Origin of the sequence: Actinomadura sp. WMMA1423, from assembly GCF_006547145.1 — a bacterium.
Lineage (GTDB): Bacteria > Actinomycetota > Actinomycetes > Streptosporangiales > Streptosporangiaceae > Spirillospora.
Genome location: NZ_CP041244.1, coordinates 8,434,919 through 8,449,194, shown reverse-complemented (window position 1 = coordinate 8,449,194; position 14,276 = coordinate 8,434,919). Strand labels below are relative to the sequence as shown.

Here is a 14,276-nt window from a genome sequence, read left to right as displayed (position 1 = left end):
GGGCGCATGGAAGCGCGGGAGACCGAGCTGAAGGGCAGGGTCGCGCTGGTGACCGGCGGCTCCAGCCGGATCGGCGCGGCGATCTGCCGGCGGCTCGGCGGCGAGCTCGGCGCCACCGTGGTGGTCGGCTACCGCGGCGACGAGGAGTCGGCGCGGAGCGTGGTCGAGGAGCTGCGGGACACGGCCTGCCCGGTGGCCGAGGCCCGCCGGATCGACATCACCGACTACACCGCCGTCACCGGCGTGATGCGGGACGTCGCGTCCGCCCACGGCGGCATCGACGTCCTGGTCAACAACGCCGCCCTCGGGATCGCCGGGGCCGTGCTGCCGACCAACCCGGTCGAGGACTGGACCGACGTCATCGAGACCAACCTGATCGGCACCTTCCACTGCGTGAAGGCCGTGTCGCTGTACATGCTCGTCGCGCGGGCCGGGTCGATCGTCAACATCGCCTCGATCGCGGGGCTGACCGGGATCGACGGGCTCAGCGCCTACTGCGCCAGCAAGGCCGGGCTGATCGGCATGACCAGGGCCCTCGCCCGCGAGTACGCCCCGCACGGGGTGCGGGTGAACGCCGTCGCCCCCGGCTACACCGCCGACACCGGCATGGTCGACCGCATCGACGACGCGCGGCTGGCCGAGTTCTCGTCGCGGATCGCGATGGGGCGGCTGGGCCGTCCGGACGAGATCGCCGAGGCCGCCGCCTTCCTCGCCACCGACAGGTCGAGCTACGTGACCGGCCAGACGCTGGTCGCCGACGGAGGCCTGACCGCATAGCCAGACGGACGGAGACGCGCAGGAACCGCGAGGGCGCAGGATCCACGAGGAGAAGACCGCCATGCCAAGGACCGCCGTACTCTTCAACCCGCAAGTCCATGTGAAACCCGGGGACTACCACGACCTCTACGAGTCGGTCCCGCTGGTCCGCGCCCGGCTCGCCGAGGCGTCGCAGGCCGTCGGGCTCGACCTGGCCGCCCGCTTCCTCGGCCCCGACCCCGACGAGATCAACCACGGCCCGGTCGTGCGTCCCGCCTCGCTGGCGCTCAGTGCCGCGATCTTCGAGCTGGTGTGGGGCGACCGCCCGCCGCCGTTCCTCATGGCCGGGCTGAGCCTGGGCCAGATCACCGCGGCGCACTGCTCGGGGAGCGTCTCGTTCCGCGACGCCGCGCGGATGGTGCACACGATGGCCACCGTCGAGGAGGAGGTGTACGGGGGCGGCGAGTACGGCGTGGCCTTCTACTACAACGTCGACGTCTCCGGCCTGCGGGGCTCGATGCGGGCCCTGGCGGACGAGGGGATGCTGATCGGCCCCTGCGCGTACACCGCCGACGACCAGATGATCGCCACGGGGGCGGTGACCGCGCTCCAGGAGCTCAACCGGCGGGCGCTCTCGCACGGCGGGCTCGGGGTGCTGATCCCCTACGGCCCGCCCGCGCACCACCCGATGATGGCCGAGGTGCAGGAGCGCTTCGCGGCCGAGTTCCACTACCTGGACGCGCCGCGCGACCCGCGCGCCCCGCTCATCTGCAACATGGACGCCGCCGAGCTCCGCACGCAGGAGGACGTCCACCGCGCGCTGGTCGAGCAGTACACGCACACCGTCAACTGGGACCGCGGGCTGCACCGGATGGCGGAGCTCGGCGTGGAGCGGGTGACCGTCATCGGGCCGGGCCACTTCGTCCGCAAGTCGCTGGACTTCACCTCGGCCACGTTCGAGATCGACGCGTACCTGACCGCCGCCGACCTCCCCGCCGCGCGATCGGCGGTGCGCGCGTCATGAACCTCGAGGCCGTGGTCTTCCCCGGGATGGCGCCGTCCAACTTCGACGCGGTGGGGGCGTTCATGACGCGCAGCCCGTACGCGCGGCGGAGGCTGGCCGAGGCCTCCGAGGTGCTCGGCTACGACCTCCTGGAGGAGTTCCGCGCCAGTACCGCCGACTACTCCGAGGCCGCCCAGCTGGCGTTCGTGGTCAACTCGCTCGCCCTCGCCGACTGGGCCGCCGACCACGCCGGGCTGCGGCCCTCGGTCTGCGTGGGGCCGAGCTTCGGCGGCATGGCCGCCACGGCCTACAGCCGGTCGCTCGACTACCCCGACCTGATCCGGCTCGCCGCCCTCTCGGCGCGCCGCGAGCTCGCCTACTTCACCGCCGACCCGCGCCGCATCGTCACGCACTTCTTCTTCCGTACGCCGCCCGAGCGGTTCGAGCGGCTGATGGCGGAGAGCACCGAGGAGGGCGACTGGGCGGAGCTGTCGTCCCACCTCGACTCCGACTTCTACGCGGTCTGCCTCCACGAGGAGGCCGTCGAGCGGTTCAGGAAGCGCGTCCGGAGGGCGGGCGGGATCCCGCTCTACACGATGTGGCCCGCGACGCACTGCGGCGCGCTCGCCGAGCTGCGGCGGATCCTCGCCGACGAGGTCTACGCGGGGTTCCGGTTCGCCGATCCGGTCCTGCCGGTGGTCTCCGATCAGGACGGCCGAATCATCCAAAGCGGGGACCAAGTGCACGCAATGCTACTGGACGGGTACGTACGGCCCGTGAAATGGCCCGAGTCCGTGCGCACGCTGCGGGAGATGGGCGTGCGGCGCGTCCGCGTCCCCGGGCCGAGCAACCTGTTCGACCGTCTCTCGCACGGTCGTTTCGAGGAAGTCACCGCCATCGGGCCGGAGACGGCCCTGCGAACGGAAGGGAGCGGAGCGGCATGATCGTCGCCGGCGTGACCGTGGGCATCGGCCCATGGGACATCAACATCGGAGTCCTCGGAGGCATCGTCCTGGTGGCCTTCATCATCGGGCTGGTCCTCTACTACGCGAGGTGAGCGATGCCCCAGGCATGGGACGTGGCGGCCGCCACCCTGCAAGCGGCGGGGTGCGGCCTGACGGTGGGGCTCCCCGCCGACGAGCCGGGCCTGCTGGACGCCGTCCGGCGGCGGGCCGGCATGCCCGCGCTCGCCGTCCGCGACCAGCGCGCCGGCGCCTGCGCGGCGGTGGGCCACGCCCTGGTGTCGGGGCGTCCCGCGGTGCTGGCCCTGACGTCCGGGCCGCCCTTTCCCAACGCGCTGACCGGGCTGATGGAAGGGGCGTCGCTGTGCGCTCCCGTCGTGGTCGTCACCACCCGCGTCCCCGCCCCCGGCCTGGGGCGCGGCGGCTTCCAGGAGGTGGACCAGGCGGCGATGGCGCGCCCCTTCGCCAAGGCCCACCTCCTGGTCGACCGCGGCGACCGGCTCGTCTGGGCGCTGCGCCGCGCGGTGCACCTCGCCGTCAACGGCCGTCCGGGGATCGCCGTGGTGGAGATCGCCCATGAGGTGCTGGACGAGACCGACGTCCCCGGCCCCGCGTCCGGCCACGGGCCCGTGCGGCGGCTGCGCACCCGTCCCCCCGGGCCGGACCTCGACCAGGCGGCCGAGGTGATGGCCGGGGCCCGGCGGCCGCTGGTCCTGCTCGGCGGCGGCGCGCGGGCCGCCGGCGCGGGCGCGGCGGCGACCGCTCTCGCCGAGCGCTGGCGCGCGCCCCTGATGACGACCGCCGCGGGCCGCGGCTCGGTCGACGAGCACCACCCGCTGGCGGTCGGGCTCGCCGGGCTCTACACCACGCCCCCGATCGACCGGATCACCGCCGAGGCCGACGTGGTCCTCGCGGTCGGCACCCGCCTCGAGGAGACGGCCCGGATGGGCTGGCCCGAACTCGACCGGGCGCGGCTCGTCCACGTCGACGGCGATCCCGGCGTCTTCGGCACCGCGCTCGAACCCGAGCAGGCGCTGCTCGGCGACGCCGCGCTGACGCTCGCGGCCCTCGCCGAGCCGTTCGCCTCCCGCGCCGGGGCGGGCGCCGCCGGACGCGAGGCGTGGCTGAAGCGGGTGGCGGAGCACCGGCAGGCGGCGCTGGAGGAGTACGGCGCCGCGCCCCCGTTCGAGCAGAGCCCGGTCCGGGCGGCGCTGGGCGCCGTCGCGGCGGTCTTCGGCGACGGCGCGGTGCTCGTCCACGAGAACGGACTCAACGACATCTGGTCCTACCACTGGCCGGTGCTCAGCGTCGGCCCCCGGAACTCGGTGGTGGTCCCGGGAGAGCAGACGATGATGGGCTTCGGCGTGGCCGCCGGCCTCGGCGCCGCCGCCGCCGACCCGTCGCGTCCCACGGTGGTGCTGTGCGGGGACGGCGCGCTCAACATGAGCCTGTCCGCGCTCACCACCGCCGCGTCCCACGGCCTCGGGATGGTCGTGGTGGTCTTCGACAACTCCGGTTTCGGGTGGCCCCGGTGGCTGCGCGGGCAGGAGGGCGCGCCGGACGAGGTCACCCGCTTCGACGCGGAGCTGCCCGTCGACGCGATCGTCGAACGGCTCGGCGGGACGTTCGCCGCCCCGTCCGGGGACGGGGCGCTGCGCGCCGCGATCGAGGACGCGCGCGAGACCGCCGGGCGCGGACGTCCCGCCGTGGTCAGGGTCCGGCCCTTGGAGGACGACGTGCCGGTGGGAGTGCGGCGCCTGTTCGGGAGCGCGTCGTGAGCGCCGGCCCCGGCCACCTGGCCGTCGACGGCGCCGAGATCCCGGCGCGGCTGCTGCGCGCGGTCGTGGACGAGGCCGCGCGCGGGCTCGCCGCCTGCTCGGCCGGGCCGGGCCGGGCGGTCGCGGTCGACCCGGCGGGCGGCACCGTCATCGTCGTGGCCGCGCTCGCCGCGGCGCGGGTCGGGGCGCCGCTGGTGCTGTGCCCGCGGCGCGGCCGGGGCCCCGGCTCGGGCGCGGTCGCGCTGCTGTCGGCCACGAACCCGGTCGACGTCCTCGTCCGGCCGTGCGAGCCGGACCCCGAGCACATGCTCCCGGACGACGCGGCGGCGGTCTTCTGGACGTCCGGCAGCTCCGGGCAGGCCAAGGCGGTCGTGCTGTCGCGGGCGGCCCTGGACTACCAGAGCGCGGCGACCCGCGACCGGCTGGGCCTCTACTCCGGCGACACGCTCGTCCTGCCGCTGCCGCTGAGCCACGCGTACGGGTTCAGCGTGCTCGGCATGTGGCAGCGGTACGGGCCGGGGATGCACCTGCTCACCGCGCCGCACCTCGGCCGCACGCTCGGCGCCCTGCACGACCCGCGCACCACGTCCCTCGACGGGGTGCCGTCGTTCTACGCGATGATGCTGCGCCGGGCGCGCCAGGACAAGGAGGTGCGCCGGAGGCTGCGGGAGCTGAGGTTCCGCAACTGCGGCGGCGCGGTCCTCCCGGCGGCCCTCGCCGAGGAGTTCCGCTCCTTCGTCGGGGCCGACCTCTACGACGGCTACGGGCTGACCGAGGCCGGCCCCAACGTCGCGATCAGCGCGCCCGGTGCCGTCCGTCCCGGCTCGGTGGGCCCGCCGCTGGCCGGCACGGACGTGCGGATCGCGGGCGACGGCGAGATCCAGGTGCGCGGTCCCGGCCTGATGACGGGCTACCACCGCGACCCCGAGGCCGACGCGGCGGCGTTCACCGGGGACGGCTGGCTGCGCACCGGCGACCTGGGCTCCCTCGACGACGGCTACCTCTACGTGCGGGGACGGGCCAAGGAGATCATCATCGTGCACGGCGAGACGTTCGCCCCCGCCGACGTCGAGGACGTCCTGTGCCGCCACGACGGGGTCGTGGACGCCGCCGTGGTGGGGCTGCCCGGCGCGGACGCCCGCGGGGACACGGTGGTCGCCATCGTCGAACCCGCCGACGGCGCGGCGGCGACCCCCGACGACCTGCGCACCGCCTGCCGCCGGGACCTCCCGCCGGCGCTGCGCCCCCGCGTCGTCCACCTGGTGCGGGCGCTCCCCCGGCTGGCCAACGGCAAGCTCGACCGGCGGCGGGTGCGGCGGCTGGCCGAGACCCTGCGGAGATGACGGTGCGGCGCCCGCCGGCGGGGTCAGCCGCCGTGCTCGGCGAGGAAGTCCGCCACCGCGGCGCGGCTGATCTGCGTGCCCCAGCCGCCCCAGTCGATGTCGAAGAAGTGGTCGGCGTAGGGGATCTCCACCAGCCGGTGGGGCACCCGCGCGGCGGACAGCCGGTCGGCCAGCCGCCGGGTGTCGTCCGGCGGCTGCAGCGGATCGCGGCCGCCCTGAAGGAGCAGGGTGGGGGGCAGCCCCGGGCGGACGTGCGTGATCGGCGAGGCGAGCCGGTAGTCCTCCGGCCTGCCGGCCGGGGTGCCGCCGATCATGTCCCTCAGCTTCTCGCGGCCGTCCGCGACGAACCACGGTGAGGTCCGGAGGTTAGGGCCTTGGCCATAGATGTAGGTCCAGTCGGCCGGTGCGTAGAAGGCCACGACCGCCCGCACGGAGGTGTCGGCGGCCGGGCAGCTCGGGGGTATCCGGCCGTCCCCCGCGGAGTAGGCGGACAGCAGCGAAAGGTAACCGCCCGCCGATTGGCCCAGCAGCGTTATCCGCGACGGGTCCACGCCGAACCTCGACGCATTCTGCCTGACCCAGCCCACCGCGCATTTCACGTCGCCGGGCGGTTCCTTCCAGCGACCTTTCGGAAACGCACGGTAATCGCTATCGAAGACCACGTGGCCACGTTCGGCCAACCATACGTCCCAGCGCGGTGTCGAGCTCCTCGGCACGTCCGGCCCGTCCCCGCCGTGGACCATCACGACGGCCGGGCGGCCCGCGCCGGCCGGCGCGGCGGCGCGCCCGCCCCCGGACGCCGCCGGGCCGCCCGCCTCCTCACCGCGCGGGCGCCACACGTCCAGGCGCAGCTTCCGGCCGCCCACGTCCGCGTACACCTCGGTGTGCGGCCGTTCCCCCACGCTGGTGGAGAGCCCCGCGAAGTACCCGCTCAGGGACAGCGACGCCCCGCTGCGGTCGGCGGCGCGCCATGCCGACGCCACCGGGACGAGCGACACCGCGAGCGCCGCCAGGCACAGGCCCCCGGCGAGCCGCGCGCTCCACCGGGCCCCGGTCCGAGCGAGCGCGACGGAGGCGGCGAGGCCCACGGCGGCGACGGCGGCGAGCAACAGGCTGAATTCCGCGACCATCAACCCCAGCTGCCACATTGTCATCGAAACGGGCGGAACGAGGAGCAGGAATAGCGCGGTCGCGGCCGTCAAAGCCGCGAGGGCGGCGACCAGGGAAACCGACCGTCCAGTGACTGTTCGTCGCTGTTTCACGACTCTGTGCGTACCCACCCCCTTCGCTATGATGCGTTAGTCCACTGATCATCTGGGAATTGACAACCTGTCCGAGGGCCAATCCCTGGCTGGCCGTTCCGATCCACAGATTTTCATCCGGGCGGATGGATGAAGCGTGTGACATTCAGCCGAGACATATGGGCCGGCATGGTCGCCGTGGTCCTCGGTCTCGCGCTGCTCGCGGCCGGGGCCTATTCCCCCTGGTCGGCGTGGGCGCCGCCGGTGGAGCTGAGGCTCGTCCCGCTGGTGCTGGTGGGCGCGGCCGAGTTCCTGTGCCGGCGCACCCCGGGCCGGGGGCTGGCGCTCGGCGCGAGCGCGCTGGCGATCGACGTCGCGCTCGGCCCCTCCCTCGCCGTCATCGTCATCGTCACCGACGTGCTGTACGCGGTCGGCGTGTACGGCTCCAAGCGCCTGTCCGGCTGGCTGCTGCGCGTCGCGGTGACGGTCTGCGCCCTGGTGGCCGTGGGCACGCCGCTTGTCACCCACTCGCCGGGCAGCGGGCTCGTCGCGATCGTGTACGCGGGCCTGCTGCTGGTGGTGCCGGTGGTCACCGGGCTGACCGTCCGCGAGCAGCGCGACCGGGCCGAACTGCAGCGGCTGCGGGCCGAGCGGATCGCCCAGGTCGCGCACCTGGAGCAGGAGCGCGCGCTGTCATGGGAACGTGCCAGAGTCGCCCGCGAGCTCCACGACACGATCTCCAACCACCTCAGCGCGGTGGCGATCCACTCCTCGGCCGGGCTGTCCCTCCTGGACGTCAACAACGTCGCGGTGCGCGAGTCGCTGAACGAGATCCGGGCCAGCAGCCAGCGCGGGCTCACCGAGATGCGGCGGCTGATCGTCGTCCTGCGCGACAACACCGCCTCCCCGCTCACCGATCCCGGTATCGACGCGGTCGCCGAGCTCGTCGAGAACATGCAGGCGGCGGGATTCGCCGTCACCCTGCGCACCCGCGGCGCCCGGCGCGAGCTCGCCCGCCCGGTCGAGGTCGCCGCGTACCGGATCGTCCAGGAGAGCCTGGCCAACGCCCTCAAGCACGGCGGCGGCGGCCGCACCGAGGTCCTCATCGAGCACGCCAGGCGCGAGCTGCGCATCGCCGTGGACAGCCCGATGCGCGGCGGTTCGTCCTCCTCCTCGGCGCTCGGCACGGGCACCGGGCTCACCTGCATGCGGGAACGGGTCTCCCTGCTGGGCGGCCACGTCGAGATCGGCCCCGTCCGCCAGCGCTGGCGGGTGCGGGCCTCGCTGCCGGTCAGCTGCATGGACCTGGGCGCGCCCCCCGACAAGGAGAAGCGATCATGACGATCAGAGTGGTGGTCGCCGACGACCAGGCCGCCGTGCGCACCGGTCTCGCGCTCATCCTGGACAACGCCAAGGCCGACATCAAGGTCGTCGGCCAGGCCTCCGACGGCCACCAGGCCGTCGAGATGACGAAGGAGCTCAAGCCGGACGTCGTGCTGATGGACGTCCGCATGCCGGGCCTGGACGGCATCAGCGCCACCCGCCAGATCGCCGCGCTCACCAACGTCCTCGTGCTGACGACCTTCGACACCGACGAGTACGTCTTCGGCGCGTTCCGCGCGGGCGCGGTCGGCTTCCTGCTGAAGGACGTCGCCGCCGAGCGCCTCGTGGAGTCGGTGCAGCTCGTCGAGCGCGGCGACGGCGTCGTCGCGCCCGAGGTGACCCGCAAGCTGATCAGCGCGTTCGCCCACCGGTCCGTCCCCGACAAGATCGAGGTGGACGCGCTGACGCCGCGCGAGCAGGAGGTCCTCGGCTACCTGGGCCACGGCTTCACCAACGCCGAGATCGCGAGCCGCCTCGACATCGCCGACACCACGGCCAAGACCCACGTGAGCCGCATCTTCACCAAGCTCGGCCTGCGCAGCCGGGTCCAGGCGGCCGTGGTCGCCCAGGAGGTCGGCCTGACCGCCCGCCTCGCCGAGGACACCACCTGAGAGACCACGGACCCGCGTTCACGCCGGCGCAGATCGCCGATGCCCCCGGCTCCCTGACACACCGCCTGGAGTCGCGACGGTACGCCCTGTGGGGCGTCGTCCTGCTGCCGCCGCTAAAGGACGAGATTCCCCTATAGGGGCAATATGCCTCTTCCACCAAAAGGTTCACCTTGGGGCATCTTCCGCAAGATGCGGCCTCGCGCGCCACAATGCGCTCCTTTGATCATCGCCCGCGTTCGCGGTTGCCCAGGTCAGGGCAGGACTTTGGACCGAACGGGGGGGAAATCTTATGATCATTAACAGTTCGTCCAAAACCACGCGGCGAGTGACGCTCGGCCGGTTCTGCGGTGGCGCCGCACTTGTCGCGGCCCTGGTCGCGACCGGAGCGGCGGCGGCCGTCGGCACCGCCGCGCCGTCGACCGCGGGCACGGCGACTCCGCGTCCCGCGCCGTCGCAGACCAGGCCGCCCGGGGCGGAGCGGCTTCCGGTCAAGGCGATCGAGACGATACTTCAGGCCGACGGCCGCGTCAGCGAGAGCGGGGTCCTCGAAGTCGAGATGGACCGCACGGACCTCCACGTCAGCGGGGGCCGTCCCCGAGTGAGGTTCAAGGACGGCTTCCAGATCCAGAACGAGTTGTTCTTCCAGTCGCTCGGGCGCGGCAAGGCGATCCTCAACGGCGACCTGGCCCTGCGGCCCCAGGAGATCCAACCGGTCATCGACGCGTTCATCGCCCAGGGACTCACCTTCCAGGCGCAGCACCAGCACCTTTACGACCTGCGCCCGATGGTGTGGTTCGTGCACTTCCGCGGGCTCGGCGACCCGATCCGGCTGGCCCGCGCCGCACGCGCCGTCATCGCCAGGACGTCCACGCCGCTGCCGCAGCACTCGCCGCCGAACCCGACGACGCCGCTCCCCGTACGGGAGCTGGCCCGGATCCTCGGCGGGGACGCCACCGTCGGGGAGAACGGCATCGTGACGGTGACCGCGCCCCGCACCGACAGGATCGGGCTCGGCGGCGTGGTCGTCGACCCGGACCTCGGGGTGTCCACCAACATCCAGTTCCAGCCGCTCGCCCGGGGCAGGGCGGCCGTGATCCCCGACTTCTCGATGACGGCCTCGGAGACCCAACCGGTCATCTCGGTCATGCGCCACCGGCGCTGGGAGGTGGGCTGCCTCTACAACCAGGAGACCGCCGAGATCCCGCAGCTGTACTTCTCGCACATGTACCGCGTCGGCGACCCGGTCGCACTCGCCCGCCAGATCCGCGAGGGCCTGAACCACACGGCCGCCAAACGAGCCTGACCGGGCCACCGCTGTGAGGCGGCGGGCGGCGGAACCCGCCGGCCGCCCCCTCGTCCCGCCGAAAGCCGGTGGCGAACGGCCCGGCGCCCCGGCCATAGTGATTCGCGCATCGGAATACGGCGCGGGCGCCGGAGAGGGAGCCGGGATGGCGACGTCACCTCAGATCACACATGTCTCCTGGGGCCGCATAGAGGTCGAGGGGCTCGAGCCGGGCAGGGATTTCAAGCTCTACCCCGGTGGCGGCCGCGCCTGGGACTGGTCCGAGCACGGGACGCGTCACCAGCCGGGGATCCAGCCGGCGGACGTCCAGGAACTCCTCGACCACGGCTGCACGGTGGTCGTCCTCAGCCGCGGCATGGAGCTACGACTGCTGACCATGCCGGAGACCCTCGAGATGCTGGAGGAAGCGGGGGTCGAAGTGCACATGGAAGAGACCAGCGCGGCCGCGGCCCTCTACAACGAGCTGGCCAGGACGACGCCTGTCGGCGGCCTGTTCCATTCGACGTGCTGACAACGGCCACAAGCCGACAGGAGGTCAGGGGACCAGGACGGTTCTGCCGAATACCTCGCCCTTGTCCATTTTCCGGTGGGCCTGGGCCGCCTCGGCCAGTGGCAGTACCTCGTGGACGACCGTGCGCAGGTCTCCGTTCGCGGCCTCGGTGAACTGGGTCGACCGCACGGCCTGCCTTTCGGGGGCGGGCACGGTGTCGGAGCTGAAGGTGGCGAACGACAGCGACCTGCGGAAGGCGTCCATCAGCCGCATGCCGAGATCCTCCGGTGGCTGGCCACCGACCACTCCGACGGCCACGAACCGCCCGTTGGGATTCAATCTGTCGAGGAACAGGGGAAGCTCGGGACCTGCCACGACATCGATCACCACGTCGAAGCCCGACGGCGCGCCGGGGCCGCCGCCATCGCCTGAACGGTCGAGGACGTGGGTCGCGCCCAGGTCGCGCAGGCGGGCGCCGCGCTCCGCCGAGGAGGTGGTGACCGCCACCGCGCCGGCGCCGAGCCTGGCCGCGAGCTGGACCGCCGTGATCCCGATGCTGCCCGCCGCGCCGCGCACGAGCAGCGCCTCGCCGGGCGCGAGGCGGGCCCGGTCGAGGGCCGCACCTGCCCCGGGGCGGGGACGGGCACGGGCAGGTCGACGACCGCCAGCCCGCCGGGGTCGCCGAACTTCCTGATCACGACGGCTTTCATCCTGGCTCCTCAGGGCGTTGCGGACGGGGCACGGCGGCGGTCGCCGTGGGCGGCGAACCGGCCCTCGAGCGGACCGGCCGGGGTGCCGAAACGGGGGCGTCACCCGTCGTCGGACCGTAGCGGACGCCCCCGTCCGGTTGGCTAAAGTGAGAGGCGATGACCGGCCGTTTGCCTCACGCCGCGCGCTCCGACGCACGCGAGAACCGGGCCCGCGTCCTGGCCGCCGCCCGCGCGGTGTTCGGCGAGGAGGGCCTCGGCGCGCCCATGCGGGAGGTCGCCCGCCACGCGGGCGTCGGCCCGGCCACGCTCTACCGGCACTTCCCGACCAAGCAGGCCCTGATCGCGGAGGCCTTCGCCGAGCAGCGGCGGGCCTGCCGCGCCATCGTCCGCGACGCCCTCGCGGACCCGGATCCGTGGCACGGGTTCCGCGGCCTGGTCGAGCGGATCTGCGAACTCCACGCCCTCAGCCGGGGTTTCGCCGACGCCTTCATGGCGGCTTTTCCCGAGGCCATGGACTTCGCCGTCGACCGGGAGCGGACCCTGCGGGCGGTCGCCGAGCTGGCCCGCCGCGCCCAGCGGAGCGGCCGGCTGCGCTCCGGTTTCGTCGTCGACGACCTGATCCTCATGCTCATGGCGCACCGGGGCGTCCAGGACCTGCCGCACGACGCCCGGCTCCAGGCGTCCCGCCGTTTCGCCGCCTACGTGGTCGAGGCGTTCCACGCCGTCCCGGAAATGGAGACGCCCGCGCCGCTGCCCCCGGCGCCGCGCCTCGGGCACGAGCCCTTCCAGCCGTAGACCCCCGTCGCGTCCTAGTAGCTCGCTGAATGCGGGTGGACGATCGGCTCGCCGGCCACCTCTCCGGGACGAATCGGGCAGACGATATTGCCTTTTATAGCCCTGTTTGCTTCACGTGGAGATTCGCCGGTGAATCTTCACAATTGATCACTACAATCCTGGGCTCGGACCGAAAGGAGAGCGTAATGCTTCGCAGGTGGATCGGGGGCGCCGCCGGTGTCGTGCTGGCGTGTGCGGGCGTGGCCGTGTCGGTCGGGTCGGTTCCAGATGGCTCCGCAGACGTCCGGCAGGTGAACGCCGAGGGCAGCGCGGTCGCCGCGCGGCTGCGCACCACGCTGGACGGGCTCAGACTCCAGGACGTGCTCGACACCGCCCCGCCGACGTCGGCCGAAGGCAGGGCGCTGGTCAAGGCGACGGTCGACAAGGAGGCGCGGCAGACGTCCGCGCAGCGCAACAGGCTCCTGGCGCGGGCGGCCGACGCCCAGCCGATCTCGCAGCAGCCTCAGGTGGACGCGACCATCATCGAACTGGACCGCAGGGGCAGGCCCGTCTCGTCCGGCACCGTCCTGATGAGCCCCAGCCACCGCGACGGCGTCGTCGTGCCCGTCGACCGGAACCTCGCCACGACGGCGGTCCGGTGGCGGCAGTGGGACGACGCCGGCTGGTACGCGAACAAGGGGCAGGGCAGCATCGACGTCGTGCCGGGCCGCGAGGACGCCCCGCTGGACCACATGCTCAACTACCCGGCCTCCACGCTGAAACTGATGGTCGCCTTCGGTGTCCTGCGCCTGGTCGACCAGGGCGCGATCACCCTCGACTCCACCTACACCTACGCGCCCGTGGAGATCAGCCCGCTGTGCGGCGAGGCCACCGCCAAGCCGGTGCGCCAGTACCTCGACGAGTCGATCACCTGGTCCTCCAACGCCGCGTCCTGCGCTCTGATCAAACTGCTGCACGACCACAACGCGGTGGACCCGCTCAACCGGACGTTCCAGAGCCTCGGGCTGGAGACCCTCCAGCTCAAGGGCACCAGGCCCAGCAACGGCGGCCGCTGGTCCAACGAGGTCACGATGAGCTCCCTCGACACGGCCAAGCTGCTGACCCTCGTCAACGGCGCCCCCGGCACCGTCTGGAAGGCACCGGACGGCAGCCCTGTCACCAGGGACGTCCTCAGCGCGGCCTCCCGCAAGTTCTTCATGAGCGAGCTGGCCCAGCAGGGGTTCAACGACATGCTGTCGACCACCAACTGGTGCGGCGGCTCCTACCCCGCTCCCGGGTTGCCCAACGCCGCCCCCGCGCGCTGGGTCGGCCCTGACGGGACGGTCACGATCCCGGGCGAGGGCGCGGTCTACGGCCGGGACGTGCGGCCGTGCAACAAGCGCGCCGAGGTGACCTTCGCGCACAAGACCGGCTGGGTGAACAACTCCGCCGCCAACGCCGGAATCGTCCGGGCGCTGCCGGGCCGCGGCGGACGCCACTACATCATCAGCGTCTTCTCCAACCTCGGCACCCAGTACATCGACGCCGACCGCCCGGAGACGCCTCCCGGCATCTACCCCTTCACCTACACCGAGAAGTTCGCCCAGCTCGGCCGCGCCATGGACGCCTACGAAAAGCGCGCCACCCGCAACTGACCCCGCCGGCAGGAGACGCACCCCGTGGACGGCGAGCAAACCCGGCTCGCCGTCCACGCACCTGCCCGAGCCTCCGGGACGTGATCGTCCTCGCGGCCGCAGGTCTTCAGGAAGGCGGCTTGGGGAGGAACGGCGTCGTGGTGAGCGTCAGATTCCGCCGAGGAGCCGGGCGGCTTTCGGGACGGAGGACGGCCTTCCTCGTTCGCGCGGTGAGCGGGGCAGGGCGCGCAACGGGAGTCCAGGCCCAGCCGGATTCCGCCGATCCTC

13 protein-coding genes are annotated in these 14,276 nt (G+C 73.0%); 11 read left to right on the top strand and 2 right to left on the bottom strand.

Annotation, left to right across the window (positions count from 1 at the left end; all coding sequences use genetic code 11):
• Positions 1-6 precede the first annotated feature (6 nt).
• The 5 genes from FKD65_RS39015 to FKD65_RS38995 all read left to right on the top strand — a co-directional run bounded on the left by FKD65_RS39015 (position 7) and on the right by FKD65_RS38995 (position 5,842).
• Positions 7-777, top strand: a complete 771-nt coding sequence (locus tag FKD65_RS39015; RefSeq protein ID WP_141584379.1) for an SDR family NAD(P)-dependent oxidoreductase — start codon at positions 7-9, stop codon at positions 775-777.
• Between the two features lie 61 nt (positions 778-838).
• A complete protein-coding gene (locus FKD65_RS39010; protein WP_141584377.1) occupies positions 839-1,780 on the top strand; it encodes an ACP S-malonyltransferase in 942 nt (313 codons plus the stop codon).
• Positions 1,777-2,703, top strand: a complete 927-nt coding sequence (locus tag FKD65_RS39005) for an ACP S-malonyltransferase (RefSeq protein ID WP_141584375.1) — start codon at positions 1,777-1,779, stop codon at positions 2,701-2,703. The genes FKD65_RS39010 and FKD65_RS39005 overlap by 4 nt, the downstream gene beginning before the upstream one ends.
• A gap of 116 nt (positions 2,704-2,819) precedes the next feature.
• On the top strand, positions 2,820-4,499 hold the full coding sequence (locus FKD65_RS39000; protein ID WP_141584373.1) for a thiamine pyrophosphate-binding protein: 1,680 nt from the start codon (positions 2,820-2,822) through the stop codon (positions 4,497-4,499).
• Positions 4,496-5,842 (top strand): class I adenylate-forming enzyme family protein, encoded by a 1,347-nt coding sequence (locus tag FKD65_RS38995; protein WP_141584370.1) that lies wholly within the window; start codon positions 4,496-4,498, stop codon positions 5,840-5,842. Before FKD65_RS39000 ends, FKD65_RS38995 begins: the two co-directional genes overlap by 4 nt.
• A gap of 23 nt (positions 5,843-5,865) precedes the next feature.
• On the opposite strand, the gene FKD65_RS38990 is transcribed toward FKD65_RS38995, so the two are convergent.
• Entirely contained in the window at positions 5,866-6,972 is a 1,107-nt protein-coding gene (locus tag FKD65_RS38990; RefSeq protein WP_168221322.1) for an alpha/beta hydrolase, read from the bottom strand.
• A gap of 270 nt (positions 6,973-7,242) precedes the next feature.
• Here FKD65_RS38990 and FKD65_RS38985 point away from each other — a divergent pair, with 270 nt between their 5' ends.
• The 4 genes from FKD65_RS38985 (at position 7,243) to FKD65_RS38970 (ending at position 10,891) form a co-directional block, all read left to right on the top strand.
• Positions 7,243-8,424 (top strand): sensor histidine kinase, encoded by a 1,182-nt coding sequence (locus tag FKD65_RS38985; protein ID WP_168221321.1) that lies wholly within the window; start codon positions 7,243-7,245, stop codon positions 8,422-8,424.
• Positions 8,421-9,077, top strand: coding sequence for a response regulator transcription factor (locus tag FKD65_RS38980; protein ID WP_141584363.1), 657 nt, complete (start codon positions 8,421-8,423; stop codon positions 9,075-9,077). The genes FKD65_RS38985 and FKD65_RS38980 overlap by 4 nt, the downstream gene beginning before the upstream one ends.
• Before the next feature lie 325 nt (positions 9,078-9,402).
• Positions 9,403-10,380, top strand: coding sequence for a DUF1259 domain-containing protein (locus FKD65_RS38975; protein ID WP_168221320.1), 978 nt, complete (start codon positions 9,403-9,405; stop codon positions 10,378-10,380).
• Between the two features lie 145 nt (positions 10,381-10,525).
• On the top strand, positions 10,526-10,891 hold the full coding sequence (locus FKD65_RS38970; protein ID WP_141584359.1) for an Mth938-like domain-containing protein: 366 nt from the start codon (positions 10,526-10,528) through the stop codon (positions 10,889-10,891).
• Positions 10,892-10,915: 24 nt separating this feature from the next.
• Here the strand turns inward: FKD65_RS38970 and FKD65_RS45950 are convergent, their stop codons facing one another.
• Entirely contained in the window at positions 10,916-11,446 is a 531-nt protein-coding gene (locus FKD65_RS45950) for a zinc-binding dehydrogenase (protein ID WP_240809824.1), read from the bottom strand.
• Between the two features lie 290 nt (positions 11,447-11,736).
• On the opposite strand from FKD65_RS45950, the gene FKD65_RS38960 reads away from it, so the two are divergent.
• Positions 11,737-12,375, top strand: coding sequence for a TetR/AcrR family transcriptional regulator (locus tag FKD65_RS38960; protein ID WP_141584357.1), 639 nt, complete (start codon positions 11,737-11,739; stop codon positions 12,373-12,375).
• A gap of 185 nt (positions 12,376-12,560) precedes the next feature.
• Entirely contained in the window at positions 12,561-14,009 is a 1,449-nt protein-coding gene (locus tag FKD65_RS38955) for a serine hydrolase (protein ID WP_168221319.1), read from the top strand.
• Positions 14,010-14,276 lie beyond the last annotated feature (267 nt).

Coding starts and splice junctions, on each gene's coding strand:
- FKD65_RS39015 (WP_141584379.1), top strand. CDS start 7: ATGGAAGCGCGGGAGACCGAGCTGAAGGGCAGGGTCGCGCTGGTGACC.
- FKD65_RS39010 (WP_141584377.1), top strand. CDS start 839: ATGCCAAGGACCGCCGTACTCTTCAACCCGCAAGTCCATGTGAAACCC.
- FKD65_RS39005 (WP_141584375.1), top strand. CDS start 1,777: ATGAACCTCGAGGCCGTGGTCTTCCCCGGGATGGCGCCGTCCAACTTC.
- FKD65_RS39000 (WP_141584373.1), top strand. CDS start 2,820: ATGCCCCAGGCATGGGACGTGGCGGCCGCCACCCTGCAAGCGGCGGGG.
- FKD65_RS38990 (WP_168221322.1), bottom strand. CDS start 6,972: ATGGTCGCGGAATTCAGCCTGTTGCTCGCCGCCGTCGCCGCCGTGGGC.
- FKD65_RS38980 (WP_141584363.1), top strand. CDS start 8,421: ATGACGATCAGAGTGGTGGTCGCCGACGACCAGGCCGCCGTGCGCACC.
- FKD65_RS38970 (WP_141584359.1), top strand. CDS start 10,526: ATGGCGACGTCACCTCAGATCACACATGTCTCCTGGGGCCGCATAGAG.
- FKD65_RS38960 (WP_141584357.1), top strand. CDS start 11,737: ATGACCGGCCGTTTGCCTCACGCCGCGCGCTCCGACGCACGCGAGAAC.
- FKD65_RS38955 (WP_168221319.1), top strand. CDS start 12,561: ATGCTTCGCAGGTGGATCGGGGGCGCCGCCGGTGTCGTGCTGGCGTGT.